The sequence below is a fragment of the Rhizobium leguminosarum bv. viciae genome (genome assembly GCF_012276115.1).
Taxonomy (GTDB): Bacteria; Pseudomonadota; Alphaproteobacteria; order Rhizobiales; family Rhizobiaceae; genus Rhizobium; species Rhizobium leguminosarum_T.
The window spans coordinates 61,506-76,078 of the sequence record NZ_WIEU01000016.1; the positions used below are offsets into that span (position 1 = coordinate 61,506).

Annotated in this window: 15 protein-coding genes; 4 read left to right on the plus strand and 11 right to left on the minus strand. The window is 61.7% G+C overall.

The window, feature by feature from the left end; genetic code table 11:
- Window positions 1–156 precede the first annotated feature (156 nt).
- Together mprF and GFM02_RS24435 are read left to right on the plus strand one after the other, a co-directional pair.
- Window positions 157–2,760, plus strand: a complete 2,604-nt coding sequence (gene mprF, locus GFM02_RS24430) for a bifunctional lysylphosphatidylglycerol flippase/synthetase MprF (RefSeq protein WP_168323045.1) — start codon at window positions 157–159, stop codon at window positions 2,758–2,760.
- On the plus strand, window positions 2,757–4,139 hold the full coding sequence (locus GFM02_RS24435; RefSeq protein WP_168323046.1) for a virulence factor family protein: 1,383 nt from the start codon (window positions 2,757–2,759) through the stop codon (window positions 4,137–4,139). The genes mprF and GFM02_RS24435 overlap by 4 nt, the downstream gene beginning before the upstream one ends.
- Before the next feature lie 79 nt (window positions 4,140–4,218).
- On the opposite strand, the gene GFM02_RS24440 is transcribed toward GFM02_RS24435, so the two are convergent.
- From GFM02_RS24440 to ruvC, 10 genes are all read right to left on the minus strand, one after another.
- Entirely contained in the window at window positions 4,219–4,782 is a 564-nt protein-coding gene (locus GFM02_RS24440; RefSeq protein ID WP_168323047.1) for a DinB family protein, read from the minus strand.
- Between the two features lie 88 nt (window positions 4,783–4,870).
- Window positions 4,871–5,383, minus strand: coding sequence for an NUDIX hydrolase (locus tag GFM02_RS24445; RefSeq protein WP_020051536.1), 513 nt, complete (start codon window positions 5,381–5,383; stop codon window positions 4,871–4,873).
- A 7-nt stretch (window positions 5,384–5,390) separates the two neighbouring features.
- Complete coding sequence (locus tag GFM02_RS24450; RefSeq protein WP_168323048.1) at window positions 5,391–6,293, minus strand: metallophosphoesterase; 903 nt, start codon at window positions 6,291–6,293, stop codon at window positions 5,391–5,393.
- Window positions 6,294–7,334: a Holliday junction branch migration DNA helicase RuvB gene (gene ruvB / locus GFM02_RS24455; protein WP_017968121.1), complete on the minus strand. Its 1,041-nt coding sequence runs from the start codon at window positions 7,332–7,334 to the stop codon at window positions 6,294–6,296.
- A complete protein-coding gene (locus GFM02_RS24460; protein WP_168323049.1) occupies window positions 7,331–7,729 on the minus strand; it encodes a PIN domain-containing protein in 399 nt (132 codons plus the stop codon). Before GFM02_RS24460 ends, ruvB begins: the two co-directional genes overlap by 4 nt.
- On the minus strand, window positions 7,726–7,986 hold the full coding sequence (locus GFM02_RS24465; RefSeq protein ID WP_017968119.1) for an AbrB/MazE/SpoVT family DNA-binding domain-containing protein: 261 nt from the start codon (window positions 7,984–7,986) through the stop codon (window positions 7,726–7,728). Before GFM02_RS24465 ends, GFM02_RS24460 begins: the two co-directional genes overlap by 4 nt.
- A gap of 54 nt (window positions 7,987–8,040) precedes the next feature.
- Window positions 8,041–8,655 (minus strand): Holliday junction branch migration protein RuvA, encoded by a 615-nt coding sequence (gene ruvA / locus GFM02_RS24470; RefSeq protein WP_168303057.1) that lies wholly within the window; start codon window positions 8,653–8,655, stop codon window positions 8,041–8,043.
- A 13-nt stretch (window positions 8,656–8,668) separates the two neighbouring features.
- A complete protein-coding gene (locus GFM02_RS24475; RefSeq protein ID WP_017968117.1) occupies window positions 8,669–9,082 on the minus strand; it encodes a type II toxin-antitoxin system VapC family toxin in 414 nt (137 codons plus the stop codon).
- On the minus strand, window positions 9,082–9,333 hold the full coding sequence (locus tag GFM02_RS24480; RefSeq protein ID WP_168323050.1) for an AbrB/MazE/SpoVT family DNA-binding domain-containing protein: 252 nt from the start codon (window positions 9,331–9,333) through the stop codon (window positions 9,082–9,084). Before GFM02_RS24480 ends, GFM02_RS24475 begins: the two co-directional genes overlap by 1 nt.
- Window positions 9,334–9,390: 57 nt before the next feature.
- Window positions 9,391–9,900, minus strand: a complete 510-nt coding sequence (ruvC, locus tag GFM02_RS24485) for a crossover junction endodeoxyribonuclease RuvC (RefSeq protein ID WP_003542749.1) — start codon at window positions 9,898–9,900, stop codon at window positions 9,391–9,393.
- Window positions 9,901–10,145: 245 nt separating this feature from the next.
- Between ruvC and GFM02_RS24490 the strand changes: the two genes are divergently transcribed.
- Both GFM02_RS24490 and GFM02_RS24495 read left to right on the plus strand, forming a co-directional pair.
- Complete coding sequence (locus GFM02_RS24490) at window positions 10,146–12,461, plus strand: methyl-accepting chemotaxis protein (RefSeq protein WP_168271574.1); 2,316 nt, start codon at window positions 10,146–10,148, stop codon at window positions 12,459–12,461.
- A gap of 125 nt (window positions 12,462–12,586) precedes the next feature.
- On the plus strand, window positions 12,587–13,588 hold the full coding sequence (locus GFM02_RS24495; protein ID WP_168284246.1) for an LLM class flavin-dependent oxidoreductase: 1,002 nt from the start codon (window positions 12,587–12,589) through the stop codon (window positions 13,586–13,588).
- 122 nt (window positions 13,589–13,710) lie between these two features.
- On the opposite strand, the gene GFM02_RS24500 is transcribed toward GFM02_RS24495, so the two are convergent.
- Window positions 13,711–14,457 (minus strand): YebC/PmpR family DNA-binding transcriptional regulator, encoded by a 747-nt coding sequence (locus GFM02_RS24500; protein WP_020051531.1) that lies wholly within the window; start codon window positions 14,455–14,457, stop codon window positions 13,711–13,713.
- Window positions 14,458–14,573 lie beyond the last annotated feature (116 nt).

The following is a 14,573-nucleotide window of genomic DNA, read 5'->3' on the forward strand; positions in this document are numbered from 1 at the left end:
GCCCGCCTGCGCAAATCCGCCCCAATTGAGGATGATTGAGGCGCAGGCGGCGGGGCTGGGGTAGCGGCGGCATGGCTTCATAGAGCTTCTATGCCTCTCATGTTACGTCATCTGAAATGATTCCCGCCAAGCTGGCAGTCACAGCAAGGTACACGAATGTCGGGACACGGCAATTTGGAAGAGATTGAAGAAACGGACGGGTTTTCTTTTGGCGGGCTCTTCAGACGGTACAGAACGCCGCTGTTGGCCGCCGCGTCGCTCGTGGTCTTCTGCCTCGTCGGTTATGCGATCATGCAGCTCACCAACGAGGTGCGCTATGACGACGTCGTCGGTGCGCTAGCGGCGACCAGGCCGAGCGCGATCCTGCTTGCATTGTTCTTCACGGCGCTCAGTTTCCTCGCACTGATCTTCTACGATCTCAACGCCATCGAATACATCGGCAAGAAGCTGCCCTTTCCGCATGTGGCGCTGACGGCGTTCAGTGCCTATGCCGTCGGCAATACCGCCGGTTTCGGCGCGCTTTCGGGTGGTGCGATCCGCTACCGCGCCTATACCCGCCTCGGGCTCTCGCCGGAGGATATCGGCCGCATCATCGCCTTCGTCACGCTGTCCTTCGGTCTCGGGCTCGCGGGCGTTGCGGCGATCGCCCTCATCGTCATCGCCGACGAGATCGGTCCGCTGATCGGGATCAGCGCCTTCCTCCTGCGGTTGATCGCCGGTTCGATCGTCGCCATTCTGGGCGCGGTGATGATTATCGGCCGTGACGGGCGCGTGCTCGATCTTGGGCCTGTGGCAATCCGCCTGCCGGATTCGCGTACCTGGTCGCGGCAGTTCCTCGTCACAGCCTTCGATATCGCCGCCTCGGCGTCGGTACTGTATGTGCTGCTGCCGCAGACGGCCATCGGCTGGCCGGTCTTCCTTGCCGTCTATGCGATCGCCGTCGGTCTCGGCGTGCTCAGTCACGTTCCGGCCGGGCTCGGCGTGTTCGAGACCGTGATCATCGCCTCGCTCGGCAGCGCGGTGAACATCGATGCCGTGCTCGGATCGCTGGTGCTCTACCGGCTGGTCTACCATGTGCTGCCGCTGCTGATCGCCGTGCTCGCGGTCTCGGCGGCGGAGCTGCGGCGCTTCGTCGACCATCCGGCCGCCTCCAGCATGCGGCGCATCGGCGGGCGGCTGATGCCGCAACTGCTGTCGGCTCTCGCACTGCTGCTCGGCGTCATGCTGGTGTTTTCAAGCGTCACGCCGACGCCGGACCAGAACCTCGAATTCCTCTCCAACTATCTGCCACTGCCGATGGTCGAAGGAGCGCATTTTCTCTCCAGCCTGCTGGGACTGGCCCTCGTTGTCGCCGCGCGCGGCCTCGGCCAGCGGCTCGACGGCGCCTGGTGGGTGGCCGTGTTTTCGGCGCTTGCCGCGTTGACTTTGTCGCTGCTGAAGGCGGTCGCGCTCGTCGAAGCCGCTTTTCTCGCCTTCCTCATCTTCGGGCTCTTCGTCAGCTGCCGGCTCTTTACCCGCCAGGCCTCGCTGCTCAACCAGGCGCTGACGGCGTCCTGGCTGATGGCGATCGCCGTGATCGTCGTCGGCGCCATCGTCATCCTGCTCTTCGTCTATCGCGACGTCGAATACAGCAACCAGCTCTGGTGGCAGTTCGAATTCACCGCCGAGGCGCCGCGCGGGCTGCGCGCCGTGCTCGGCATCACCATCATCTCGTCGGTGATCGCCGTCTTCAGCCTGCTCCGGCCGGCCGCCTTCCGACCGGAGCAGGCGACGGACGAGGCGCTGGCGCGTGCCGTCGAGATCGTCATGAAGCAGGGCAATGCCGACGCCAATCTGGTGCGCATGGGCGACAAGAGCATCATGTTCTCGGAAAACGGCGATGCCTTCATCATGTATGGCCGACAGGGCCGCTCCTGGATCGCGCTGTTCGATCCGGTCGGCGACCATCGCGCCGTGCAGGAACTCGTCTGGCGTTTCGTCGAAGCGGCGCGTGCCGCCGGCTGCCGGGCCGTGTTCTACCAGATATCGCCGGCGCTGCTGTCCCATTGCGCCGATGCCGGCCTTCGCGCCTTCAAGCTCGGCGAACTGGCGGTGGCCGATCTCAGGACCTTCGAGATGAAGGGCGGCAAATGGGCGAACCTTCGCCAGACCGCAAGCCGCGCCCAGCGCGACGGGCTGGAATTCGCCGTCGTCGAACCGCAGGACGTGCCGTCGGTCATCGATGATCTGGCCGCCGTTTCGACGGCCTGGCTCGAGCATCACAATGCCAAGGAAAAGGGTTTCTCGCTCGGCGCCTTCGATTCCGATTACGTCTCCTCGCAGCCGGTCGGCATCCTGAAAAAGGACGGCAGGATTGTCGCCTTCGCCAATATCCTCGTGACCGAATCCAGACAGGAGGGCACGATCGATCTCATGCGCTTCTCGCCGGACGCGCCGAAGGGCTCGATGGACTTTCTCTTCGTGCAGATCATGGAATATCTGCGTGGGCAGGGTTTCACCCACTTCAATCTCGGCATGGCACCGCTCTCCGGCATGTCGAAACGCGAGGCGGCGCCCGTCTGGGACCGCATCGGCAGCACCGTCTTCGAACACGGCGAGCGCTTTTATAACTTCAAAGGCCTTCGGGCATTCAAATCCAAGTTTCATCCGCACTGGCAACCGCGCTATCTTGCGGTCTCCGGAGGAGGCAATCCGATGATCGCGTTGATGGACGCGACATTTCTGATTGGGGGCGGATTGAAAGGGGTAGTGAGAAAATGATCAGGACAATCCTTCTTGCCACGGCATGCGCCTGCATGCTCGCGGCCGCACCGGCTGATGCCGCCGAGGAGACCACGCAGAGCTTCGAAACCGGGCTCATCCCGTCGCCGCACATCTTCCTGCCGGAAGGGGAGGTGAAGGGCACGGTAATGCTGATCTCGGATGCCGCTGGCTGGGGCGACTATGAGAAGGGCGAAGCCGACAGGTTGGTCGCCGAAGGCGCCGTCGTCATCGGCGTCGACTTTCCATCCTATATCCAGGCACTCAGCCGCTACGACGTCAGCCTCAACGACGGCTGCGTCTATATGGTGTCGGACATCGAATCGCTGAGCCAGCAGGTGCAGCGCGCGACCGGCAACAGCGCCTATCACCTGCCGATCGTCGCCGGCATCGGCGAGGGTGGGGCCTTGGCGCTGGCGATCGCCGCGCAAACACCGGATGCGACCATCGGCCAGACACTTGCCGTTAATCCGGTCGCCGGCATTCCGCTTGCCAAGGAGCTTTGCACGCCGGCGTCCAAGCAGGTGGTCGGCGAACGCACGGTCTATGGTCTTAGCGACGGCATCCTGCCGGACCCGATCATTACCGTCTTTACGCCTGATGCCAACAAGGATGGCCGGGCGCACGCCGAGGCGCTGAAGAAGGCCCATGACGAGATCGAGATCCGCGATTCCACCGACGATGCGCAGACGGCGTTTGCCGATACGCTCGACGATCTCGTCACCGCCTCCGGCGCTTTCGGCAACCCGCTTGGCCTGCCGCTGGCGGTGCTCGAGGCAACGCCGGCCTTCGATACGATGGCGGTGATCTATTCCGGCGACGGCGGCTGGCGCGACATCGACAAGGAGGTCGGCGGCACGCTGCAGAAGGAAGGTATTCCGGTCGTCGGCGTCGATTCGCTCCACTATTTCTGGTCCGAGCGCAAGCCGGAGGAGACCGCTGCCGATCTTTCGAAGATCATCGATTTCTATCGCAAGCAGTGGAAGGTGAAGCACGTGCTGCTCGTCGGTTATTCCTTCGGTGCCGATGTCGTGCCCGCCACCTATCAGCTCCTCAAACCAGCGGAAAAGTCGGCGGTGGCGCAATTGTCGCTGCTGTCGCTTTCGCACCAAGTGGACTACGTCATCTCCGTTCTCGGCTGGCTCGGCCAGAAGACGGAAGGGGCGGGAGGCGATCCCGTCGGCGATCTGAAGAACATCGATCCGAAGCTCGTGCAATGCATCTACGGCAAGGACGACGATGACGATGTCGCCTGTCCGGCGGTTAGGGATAGCGGCGCCGAGGTCATCGAGCTGCCCGGCGATCATCATTTCGACGAAAATTACGACCTTCTCACCAAGACGATCGTCGACGGGCTGAAGAGGCGGCTGCAGAATTAGTGCATGTCGCTCAAAACTGTGCAGCGGTTTTGGGACCACGACAGTCATCAGATAGAGACTTCAAGCGCTCGCCCCGGCGCTAACCCATCAGCGTTTCTTCGCTCCAGCCGAGCGCGGCGAGTTCGCTGCCGCGGAACCGGGCATCGTTGGCAACGATGAATTCGTCGAGTTGCGGCGGAGCGACGCTGGTGCCGGAGAGCATCGCATGCACCTGTCCGCGATGATGGGTCTGATGCTGGAAGAGGTGGGCGAGCACGTCCTCCATCCGCTCCTCCTGGATGCGGTCGCCGCGATGGAGGCTGATGGTCGAGGTGAGCCTCTCCGGCGTCAGGGCCTCGCAAAGCGCCGTCAGGCGCTGATCGACCTTCGCCTGCGCTTCTGCCAGCGAGGAAACGTCATCGAATGGTTCGTCTACCTCGAAGGCCTTGAGCCCGAGCGTGCCGCCTTCCAGGCCGTCGACATAGAACCAGTCGACCGTGATGATATGGTTCAAGGTTTCCTTGATCGAGGGGAAGAAGTTGGTGCGCGGCGCTTCGAATTCGCCGGGTTTCAATGTCGCGCAAGCCTGAAGCAGCCGGCGGTTGGCAAGGGCGTTGTTATAGGCAAGTTTGCGGAATGGCCTGACAGGATCGAAGGTCGGCATCGGCGCATCTCCTCTTTAAGCGCTTTTGGCGACAGCACCGGCGCCTTTTGAGGCGCAAAGGACGCTGTAACACCTTGAATTGCCTGCGTCAGTCTTTGCCGTCGAGATCGCCGTCCCGCCAGACGAGATGACGTGGCACAACGGGAAGGGTTTCGATTTCATCGGCGATGAAATAGGGCGGGATGTCGAGTGCGGACAGGGCATTACGCGTTGCCGGCACCCATTTGAACTCGAGATGGTTATCGCCGTCCTCGACCCGATGGATGATCTCGCCGGACAAAAAGGGGAATTCCGGCGGGAGGTCCATCAAGTAATAGAGACCGAGTTCATGCCAGTCGCGCTGTTCGTAGCGGAAGAAGTTCTCGACGATCCACAGCAGCCGATGGACGGTCACCTCAACGCCCAGTTCCTCCACCATCTCCCGTTTGAGCGTTTCCTCCGACGTCTCGCCGATTTCCGCCCTGCCGCCTGGAAAGGTCCAGAAAGGCTCATGCACGGCGCGATGGACGAGCACGTGGCCGTCGCGAAAGCCGAGGCCGGCGATACGATAGTTGAAACGCTCAGCGCCCGCATTCAGGCGGATGAGAGTGCGCTTGGCCATGCCATTCTTATCCAAGATCGATGACGACAATTTCCGGCGGCACGCCGAAGCGCACCGGTGCGATAGAGCAGCCGAGGCCGCCGGAAACGATGATATTACGCCCCTCCTCGATCATATGGCCATAGGCATAGCGGTTGCCGTAACGCGAGGGGACGATCGGCGAACGGCCGAGGAGGCGGATCTGTCCGCCATGGGTATGGCCCGATAGCGTCAGCGAGACACGCTCGGGCACGCGCGGAAAGATATCGGGCTCATGAGCGAGCAGAATGACGGGCGCATCGTCCGTAACCTGAGCCATCGTTCCATCGAGATCGTCGAGTCCGAGCATGCGCGTGCGACCCCACTTCCTGCCGGGCAGCAGCGCCAGTTGATCTTCGAGGCCTGCCAGCCAGAAGCCGCGGCCATCCTTTTCGAGCCAAACGGCGCGGTTGCCATAGACCGGGATGCCGACGTCGGCGAGGGCCCGGTGTCCGAATGTTTCCATCCCGCCGTTCTTCTGGGCGGTCCTGTCCTCCCACCAATCATGGTTGCCCATGACCGCATGGACGCCGAGAGGGGCCCGCAAGGTGGCCAGCGCCTTCGACCATTGGCTCGAATGCACGTACTGCGTCACCATGTTCATTCCGGCGGCGTAATCGCCGAGCAGGACGGTGACGTCGCCTTCGAGTTCATTCGCCCTGTGGCAGATCGCGGCAATGCGGCTTGCCGACATCCAGGGTTCGCAGGCATGGAGATCGGCGAGCGCGACGACGCGGAGCTTGAGCCCTGGCGTCCATCCGGGCGGCGTCAGCCGATAGCGGGTGATGGCGAGCCGCGCGAGCGGTTCATAAGCGAAGGCGTAACCACCGAGCGACATGACGCCTGCGACACTGCCGCCCAGAACCTTGAAAAATCCGCGGCGGGTGATCACTCAGTTGTCCTCCTGGAACAGCCGGAACTGCGCAGCCTCCATATCCTTGGGCGGTTGCATTCCCAGATGTTTCCACGCAATTGCGGTCAGAACACGGCCGCGTGGCGTGCGCTGAATGAAACCCTGTTGGATCATATAGGGCTCGATGATGTCTTCAATCGCGTCGCGCGGCTCGGAAAGGCCGGCGGCGATGGTTTCGATGCCGACCGGGCCGCCGCCGAAATTGACGGCGATCATGTTGAGGTAACGTTTGTCGAGCTGGTCGAAGCCGACATTGTCGACCAGCAGGCGGGTCAGCGCCTCGTCGGCGATCTCGCGGGTGACGGCTTCCGCCCTTGCCACCTCGGCGAAGTCGCGCACGCGCCGCAGCAGCCGGCCGGCGATGCGCGGGGTGCCGCGGGCGCGTCTTGCGATTTCGCGGGCGCCCTCCTCGGTGATCGGCAGGTTCATCAGCCGCGCGCCACGGCGCACGATCAGTTCCAGCTCCTCGACGGTGTAGAAGCTCAGGCGCACCGGAATGCCGAAACGGTCGCGCAGCGGCGTCGTCAACAGGCCGAGGCGGGTGGTGGCCGCCACCAGCGTGAATTTCGACAGGTCGATCTTCACCGAGCGAGCGGCAGGGCCTTCCCCGATGATGAGGTCGAGCTGGAAATCTTCCATGGCCGGATAGAGGATTTCCTCGACGGCGGGGTTGAGGCGATGGATCTCGTCGATGAAGAGCACATCACGCTCCTCGAGATTGGTGAGCAGGGCAGCGAGATCGCCGGCCTTGGCGATAACCGGGCCCGACGTCGAGCGAAAGTTGACGCCGAGCTCTTTGGCCATGATCTGCGCCAGCGTCGTCTTGCCGAGGCCGGGCGGCCCGACGAAGAGCACATGGTCCAGCGCTTCGCCGCGGTTTTTCGCCGCCTCGATGAAGACCTTGAGATTGGCGCGCGCCTCCGCCTGGCCGGTGAACTCGTCCAGCGATTGCGGGCGCAACGTGATATCAAGGTCTTCGCCCCGCTTTTCCGGCGATATCAGGCGGGCGGATTCGCTCATGTCAAAAGTTCCATTCCAGGTATGGTTTTTGCGGCTTGGGCATCGAATGTCCTGGTTGTCACGCAGCCCGCATCACGATTACGAAGGGCGATGAAGACATCTGCGAATTCTGCGTTCGTCCGCACCATGATTGCGAGCGTCTCCTCGACTACTCTTTCATCTTCAAGGATCAGGTCGGCCGAGTCCAACAAGTCCGAAATCGCCTCCATGATCTGCTCTCTTTTCAGCTTGATCCGTTGTCTCAAGAACCACGCGCATTCCATCAGCGTGATGCAACTGATATAGCCGGGTGCCGTATCGGACAGGCTCGCGAAGAGCGTTGTGACCGTCTCCGTCTGGACGACATCGTCCTTCAGGAGGAAGCGCAGCATAATATTGGTGTCGAGGCCAATCATCTTGCACTAGTCACGTGATCGGCGATGGCTTCCCCAATCGCCTCGTCCATTTGCGTCAAAGTGATCGTCGGTCGGTTCGGATCGTGAAACTTGCCTGCAAGGTCGATGGCGCGTTTGTTCTTGGCTTTCATGATGATTTCGCCATCGCGGTTGATGTAGCGGATTCTGTCGCCGGACTTCAGATTCAGCAATTCACGAACTTCAGCCGGAATCGTTGTCTGGCCCTTCGATGTCATCGTACCGTAGTAGATATTCATGCGGATCTCCTTACTATTCGAGTTTAGTAAGGAATTGCGATATATTCAAGGAGATCACCGCCCCAATTCCTTCAATCCCAGCCTGATCAGCTTGGCGCTGTCGGCACCGTCGCCTGCGGTCTTCATTGCCGCGGCAATCGCATTTGCCGCCTGGTCGCGGGAATAGCCGAGGTTGGTCAGCGCGGAAACCGCATCGGCGACAGGCGCGGCCGCGACCCCTTCGCCGAGCTCCTGCTTGAGGGCGATATTGATCGCTTCGCCGGCAAAGGCCGGCGCCCGGTTCTTGAGCTCGGTGACGAGGCGCATCGCCACTTTGGGACCGACGCCTGGCGCACGCGAGACGGCGGCGCGGTCCTGCAGGGCGATCGCATTGGCAAGTTCGCCTGGCGTCAGCGTCGAGAGCACGGCGAGCGCCACCTTGGCGCCGACGCCCTGGACACTCTGGAGCAGGTTGAACCATTCCCGCTCCAGCGCCGTCATGAAGCCGAAGAGCTTCAACTGGTCCTCGCGCACATAGGTCTCGATGAACAGCACGCAGGCCTCGCCGGCCGAGCCGAGCTTGGACAGGGTGCGGGCCGAGCAATGGGCGACGTAGCAAACGCCGTGCACGTCGACGAGCACATAGTCTTCGCCGATCTCGTCTATGGTGCCTTTCAGCTTGCCGATCATGGGTCGCGGTCTCTCAAGGATGCGTTTCGGGGGTTATAAGGTCAACGGAGGGGAAATAGGAGCGGTATCCGCTGGGATCGCGGGTCAAAATTCTGTAGCCCCTTATCGCCGCATGCGCGCCGATGAAGAAATCGGGCAGTATCCGTTCGCGCCCACCGCCGGCGCGACGGTAAAGCCGGAAGGCCGCAGCAGCGGCGAATGCAGCCGGCCAAGGCAGATTCTCGCGGCGGAATTCATCCTGCGGCAGCAGTCGATCGACTTCGTCCACGTCGTCGTACCGAACGGAAAATTCGGAATAGATGATCGGGTTTATGAGGACAGGACCGTCTTTGAAGACGTCAAGCATCCTTCGACGCGACCAACCGTGCCAGTCCGAACCGACCACGGCCAGATCGACAAGTATGTTCGTATCGACAAGTGTGGCCATCAGCGATCACGGGTCATCGACATAAGGTCTTCGGCATCGATCTCCTGATCGCCCGTGCCCTCGAGACGACGGATCGTCTGTATGAAACGATCCAGGCGGCCCCGATCCTCGATCTCCTGCTTGCCGTTCCTCGGCGAAAGAACGAGCTTGCCGCCCTCTATCGAGAAAATGACCTCGCTATTGGCCTCGATGCCGACAAGTTCCCTGAGATCACGAGGAATGGTGACCTGCCCTTTGGACGTAACTCGCATCTTGTTGCTCCTTCATAGTAAGAATTATCCTTACCGATGGAACAAGTCAAGAACAAGCTATCCGGCCAATGCCTGCCGCATCCGGTTGCTGCCGCGATTATGCGCATGGCAGATGGCGATCGCCAAGGCGTCGGCGGCGTCGTTGCCCTTGAATTCAACCTTCGGCATCAGGATCTTCAACATCATGTGTATCTGTTGCTTTTCGCCATGGCCGACGCCGATGACGGCCTTCTTCACGGCGTTCGGGGCATATTCGGAGACCGGCAGCCCGGCGCGCGCCGGTACCAGCATGGCAATGCCGCGGGCCTGACCAAGCTTCAGGGTCGCCACTGCATCCTTGTTGACGAAAGTCTGTTCGACGGCCGCCTCATCCGGCTTATAGCTGTGGACGATCTCCGCCAAGCCGTCGTGCAATTGGCAAAGGCGGGAGGCAAGGTCCATGTCGCCATCGGAGGTCACGGTTCCGGATGCCACAAACCGCAGGGAATTGCCTGATGTCTCGATGATTCCCCAGCCGGTGCGGCGAAGCCCGGGATCGATACCGACGATGCGAATCGTATTTTGCATGGTTCAACCTATAGCGATTGCGAAATAACTGCCATTGATATGTGAACAAAACAAAAACATTCCCGAATTTCGGCCCCGCCATTTACCGCGAATTAAAACAGATGCCTGAATTCTAGTCATTGAATACGAGAGGGGCTTCTTTTCGCGAGGATTTAAGCCCCCGATGTTCTGTTTATAGGTCAGTTGATCAGGCATGCGCTGCGTGCCCGCGCTTGGCAGGCGTGTTCAGAAGGGGTTCGTCGTACATGGCTCGGAGATTTCAATCCCTGTCCTTTAAGGTCATCGCCACATTCATTCTGCTGACCGTGCTGTCGATCGCGGTCATCGATGTGCTTGCCTATTTCGCCAGCAGCCGCATTTCCGACGAGCAGGCGCTGAAGGCCAAGGAAAGCGTGCTGATCTTTCGCGGCGACATGCTGCAGGACCAGCTGACGCAGCTTGAAAACCAGGCCAATTCCATCGCGCGCATCGAGGCGCTGCAGATGTCGATCACCAATCTGAAGAGCGGCTGGAAGACCATCGAGAAGACCGCGGGGGATGCCCGGGCCGAGCTGAAGAAGGTTTTCATAGCAGGCAACCCCAACCCCGCCGACCAGCGCGAGAAGCTCATCAAGCCGGAAGGGCCAAGCGGCTTTTATTATTCAAGCCATGAGAAGACGCAGGGCGAAGTCGCCCGCGACCTCGAGGATACCGCCTTCAGCGATCTGCTGATCGTCGATCTCGAGGGCACCGTGCTCTATTCCTATAAGAAGCAAGACGATTTCGCCGAAAATCTGAAGTCGGACGCCTGGAAGGCGACCGGCGCCGGCATCGCTTTCGCCAAGGCGATCGAGAATACCGCCAAGGCGACCGATGACGCCGCGCCGACAGGTTTTTCCGGCCTTCGCGTCGATGCCGGCAGCGGCAAGTCGGCGATCTTCTATGCCGTGCCGATCGTCAAACTTGGGGCGGCCAAGGGCATCATCCTCTTCAAGGTGCGCGACGATATCGTCACCGGCATCCTCGCCAAGGGCATCGTCCAGGGCAGCACGGCGCGAGCGGCGATCGTCTCCGGCGATGGTTCCGCCGTCGGCCTCGACGGAAGCGGCAAGCTTGCGACGCTCGATGCGACGCCCTTCACCTTCATCAAGAGCGCGCTTGCCAGTTCGGCGATGACGGTTGCCGATTTCGACCGGGCGGACGGAGCGGCCCGCGCCTATGTCCGCGGCATCGACTATCGCGGCGACCGCTTCCTCGTGGTCGAGAGTGTGCTGTTGAGCGAGCTCAATGCCGGCTCGATCGAGATCGCCACCCTGCTGACGATGATCGGCATCGGCGTGCTCGTCGTCATGGCGGTCACGACCGGGCTCGTCACCAATTTGCTGTTTTCGCCGCTTGCGCGGCTTGCCGGCGTCACCCGCGATGTCGCCGACGGCAAGCTCGACAGCGAGATCGGTAGCCTGAACCGCAAGGACGAGATCGGCACGATGGCCAATGCGCTCGACCGCTTTCGACACTCGCTGATCGAAAGCCGTGAACTCGAAGCCGCCAGCGAAGAGACGCGCCTGCAGGCCGAGCAGGACCGCCAGCAGAATCTGGCCGAGCGCGAGGCCGAGGCGAAGACGCTGCAGCAGGTGGTCGAGGCGATTGACGAGGGCCTGCATCATCTGGCGAACGGCGATCTCGCCTATCAGATCGATACCCGCTTCCCGAACGAGCTTGAAAGCCTGCGCGTCAATTTCAACGAGGCGCTGGCGACGCTCAGCGAAACCATGACCGCCATCGGCGGCAACTCGATGGCGGTGCGCGCCGGCTCAGAGGAGATGCGCACCGGCGCCGACGAACTTGCCGGGCGCACCGAGCGCCAGGCCGGCTCGATCACCGAGACGGCGAATGCGATCAGCGCCATCACACAGTCGGTCCGCCGGCAGATCGAGCGAGCCGAGCAGGCCGAGCGCATCGCCCGCGACGCCAAGAAGGAGACGACCGGCTCAGGCCAGATCATGCGCGAGACGATCGCAGCGATGGAGGCAATCCAGGCCTCTTCGCGCCAGATCAACACGATCATCTCCGTCATCGACGACATCGCCTTCCAGACCAACCTCCTGGCGCTCAATGCCGGTGTCGAGGCGGCGCGCGCCGGCGAATCCGGCAAGGGCTTTGCCGTCGTCGCCATGGAAGTGCGCGAGCTGGCCCAGCGCTCATCGAGTGCGGCCAAGGAGATTTCCAGCCTGCTGCAGAAATCGACGCATGAGGTCGAAAGCGGCGTTACGCTCGTGGAAAAAGCGGGCGTTGCCCTGACGGGCATCGGCGCGCATGTCGAGGCGATCAACGGGCAGATCAACGAGATCATGAGTGCGACCCGCGAGGAGGCCAATACGTTGCGCGAGATCAATAACGCCGTTGCCGAACTCGACGCGATGACGCAGCAGAACGCCTCGATGGTCGAAGAGACGACGGCGGCGATCCACCGGCTGGCGACGGAAGCCCTGGAAATGGACCGCCAGCTCGGCAATTTCACGCTGCCGCCCGGCCACCACCAGCCGAGCGCCGAGGTGCATGTGCTGCGCCGTCACCGGTAAACGATCGTTTCTGACCTTACAGAAGGGTCGCGCTCGCGCGGCCTTTTTGTTTGCGTCCATGGTTTGGAATGGTGCGGGCGCGAACCTACATAGACGGCATCGTTCAACTGCCCGGCAGGTTTCCCATGGTTCCCTTCTCCATACTCGACCTTTCCCCCGTTGCCGAAGGCAGCACCGTGCGCCAGTCCCTCGATGGCTCGGCGCGGATGGCTGTGAAGGCCGAGGAATTCGGTTACAAGCGCTTCTGGCTTGCCGAACATCACGGCATGCCGGGGATCGCCAGCGCTGCCACATCAGTCGTCATCGGCCATGTCGGCGCTGCGACCAAGCGCATCCGCATCGGCTCCGGCGGCATCATGCTGCCCAATCATTCGCCGCTTGTTATCGCCGAGCAGTTCGGCACGCTGGAGGCGCTCTTCCCCGGCCGTATCGATCTCGGCCTCGGGCGCGCACCGGGAACGGACATGCGTACGGCACAGGCGCTGCGGCGCAACCTCGAGGCCGGCGCAAACAGCTTCCCCAACGACGTTGTGGAACTGCAGCAACTTCTCGATACGCCGGTCGAGAACCAGGCGATCCTCGCGGTTCCCGGCAATGGCTCACATATCCCGATCTGGCTGCTCGGCTCCAGCCTCTACAGCGCCCAGCTTGCCGGCATGCTGGGGCTTCCCTATGCCTTTGCTTCGCATTTCGCGCCCGACATGCTGCTCGATGCGATCGCGATCTACCGCGACCGCTTCCAGCCCTCGGCGACGCTCGACAAACCCCATGTGATGGTCGGCGTGATGGGTGCGGTGGCGGCGACGGACGAGGAGGCGCGCTACCATTTCACCTCCGCAGAGCAGCAGTTCGTCAATCTGCGCCGCAATGTCCGCGGCCCGTTCCCGCGTCCGGTGACCGACATGGAGGGCTTCTGGTCGCCGATGGAGAAGATGAATGTCGAACACACGCTACGTTATGCCGTGGTGGGCTCGCCGAAGACGGCGGAGTCGAAATTGACGGAGTTTCTGCGGGAAACGCAAGCCGACGAGGTGATCATCTCGATGCCGATCCACGATATCGAGGCGCGGCTGAAATCCGTGGAGCTTTTTGCAGGGCTCGGAAATTTCATGCGGGCCGCCGCATAGGGTTTCCGGCGGCGCCTCGGGCATCTTATGCACGCGGACATTCACTGGCACTAAAAACCCGCACTGGCACTAAAAACCCGGCGTCACGGCCGGGTTTTCCATCGACGATCGTCTGAGGAAATTCAGGCCGAGAGCTTCGCCAGCACTTCTTCCGAGACCTCGAAGTTGGAATAGACGTTCTGCACGTCGTCATCGTCTTCCAGGCTGTCGATGAGTTTCAGCAGCGACTGGGCTTTTTCCTCGTCTATCGGCACGTTGTTCTGGGCACGCCAGACGGCCTTGACGGTTTCGGCTTCGCCGAGGCTCGATTCCAGCGCTTTTGCCACTTCGCCGAGGGCTTCGAAGGCGCAGGTGATGTAGTGGCCGTCTTCGTCGGACTCGACGTCGTCAGCGCCAGCTTCGATCGCGGCTTCCATCACCTTGTCGCCATCGCCGACGGAAAGCTTGTAGGTGATTTCGCCGATATGGTCGAAGGAGAAGGAAACGGAGCCGGTTTCGCCGAGAGCGCCGCCGGCCTTGGTGAAGCTCGAGCGGACGTTGGAGGCGGTGCGGTTGCGGTTGTCGGTCAGGGCTTCGACAATGATCGCCGTGCCGCCGGGGCCATAACCTTCATAGCGGACTTCATCATAATTTTCGCCGTCGGCACCGGCTGCCTTCTTGATGGCGCGGTCGATATTGTCCTTCGGCATGGACTGGGCCTTGGCGTTCTGGATCGCCAGGCGAAGGCGGGCGTTCATCGTCGGGTCGGGCAGGCCGGCCTTTGCGGCAACGGTGATTTCGCGCGCAAGCTTGGAGAACATTTTCGACCGCACGGCATCCTGACGGCCTTTGCGGTGCATGATGTTTTTAAACTGTGAATGGCCAGCCATGGCACCCCTGTTCACGTCTCATTGTTCGGAATGGGCCGCCTTATAAGAGCGAAACGGCACCCGTTCAAGGAAAAAGCAGTTTGGAACAAAGGCGGGGGGATGACGTTTCAACCGAA

What these genes read in the sequence shown, in the direction of transcription:
- mprF (WP_168323045.1), top strand. Translation starts at nt 157, where the DNA reads ATGTCGGGACACGGCAATTTGGAAGAGATTGAAGAAACGGACGGGTTT.
- GFM02_RS24435 (WP_168323046.1), top strand. Translation starts at nt 2,757, where the DNA reads ATGATCAGGACAATCCTTCTTGCCACGGCATGCGCCTGCATGCTCGCG.
- GFM02_RS24440 (WP_168323047.1), bottom strand. Translation starts at nt 4,782, where the DNA reads ATGCCGACCTTCGATCCTGTCAGGCCATTCCGCAAACTTGCCTATAAC.
- GFM02_RS24445 (WP_020051536.1), bottom strand. Translation starts at nt 5,383, where the DNA reads ATGGCCAAGCGCACTCTCATCCGCCTGAATGCGGGCGCTGAGCGTTTC.
- ruvB (WP_017968121.1), bottom strand. Translation starts at nt 7,334, where the DNA reads ATGAGCGAATCCGCCCGCCTGATATCGCCGGAAAAGCGGGGCGAAGAC.
- GFM02_RS24460 (WP_168323049.1), bottom strand. Translation starts at nt 7,729, where the DNA reads ATGATTGGCCTCGACACCAATATTATGCTGCGCTTCCTCCTGAAGGAC.
- GFM02_RS24465 (WP_017968119.1), bottom strand. Translation starts at nt 7,986, where the DNA reads ATGAATATCTACTACGGTACGATGACATCGAAGGGCCAGACAACGATT.
- ruvA (WP_168303057.1), bottom strand. Translation starts at nt 8,655, where the DNA reads ATGATCGGCAAGCTGAAAGGCACCATAGACGAGATCGGCGAAGACTAT.
- GFM02_RS24475 (WP_017968117.1), bottom strand. Translation starts at nt 9,082, where the DNA reads ATGGCCACACTTGTCGATACGAACATACTTGTCGATCTGGCCGTGGTC.
- GFM02_RS24480 (WP_168323050.1), bottom strand. Translation starts at nt 9,333, where the DNA reads ATGCGAGTTACGTCCAAAGGGCAGGTCACCATTCCTCGTGATCTCAGG.
- ruvC (WP_003542749.1), bottom strand. Translation starts at nt 9,900, where the DNA reads ATGCAAAATACGATTCGCATCGTCGGTATCGATCCCGGGCTTCGCCGC.
- GFM02_RS24490 (WP_168271574.1), top strand. Translation starts at nt 10,146, where the DNA reads ATGGCTCGGAGATTTCAATCCCTGTCCTTTAAGGTCATCGCCACATTC.
- GFM02_RS24495 (WP_168284246.1), top strand. Translation starts at nt 12,587, where the DNA reads ATGGTTCCCTTCTCCATACTCGACCTTTCCCCCGTTGCCGAAGGCAGC.
- GFM02_RS24500 (WP_020051531.1), bottom strand. Translation starts at nt 14,457, where the DNA reads ATGGCTGGCCATTCACAGTTTAAAAACATCATGCACCGCAAAGGCCGT.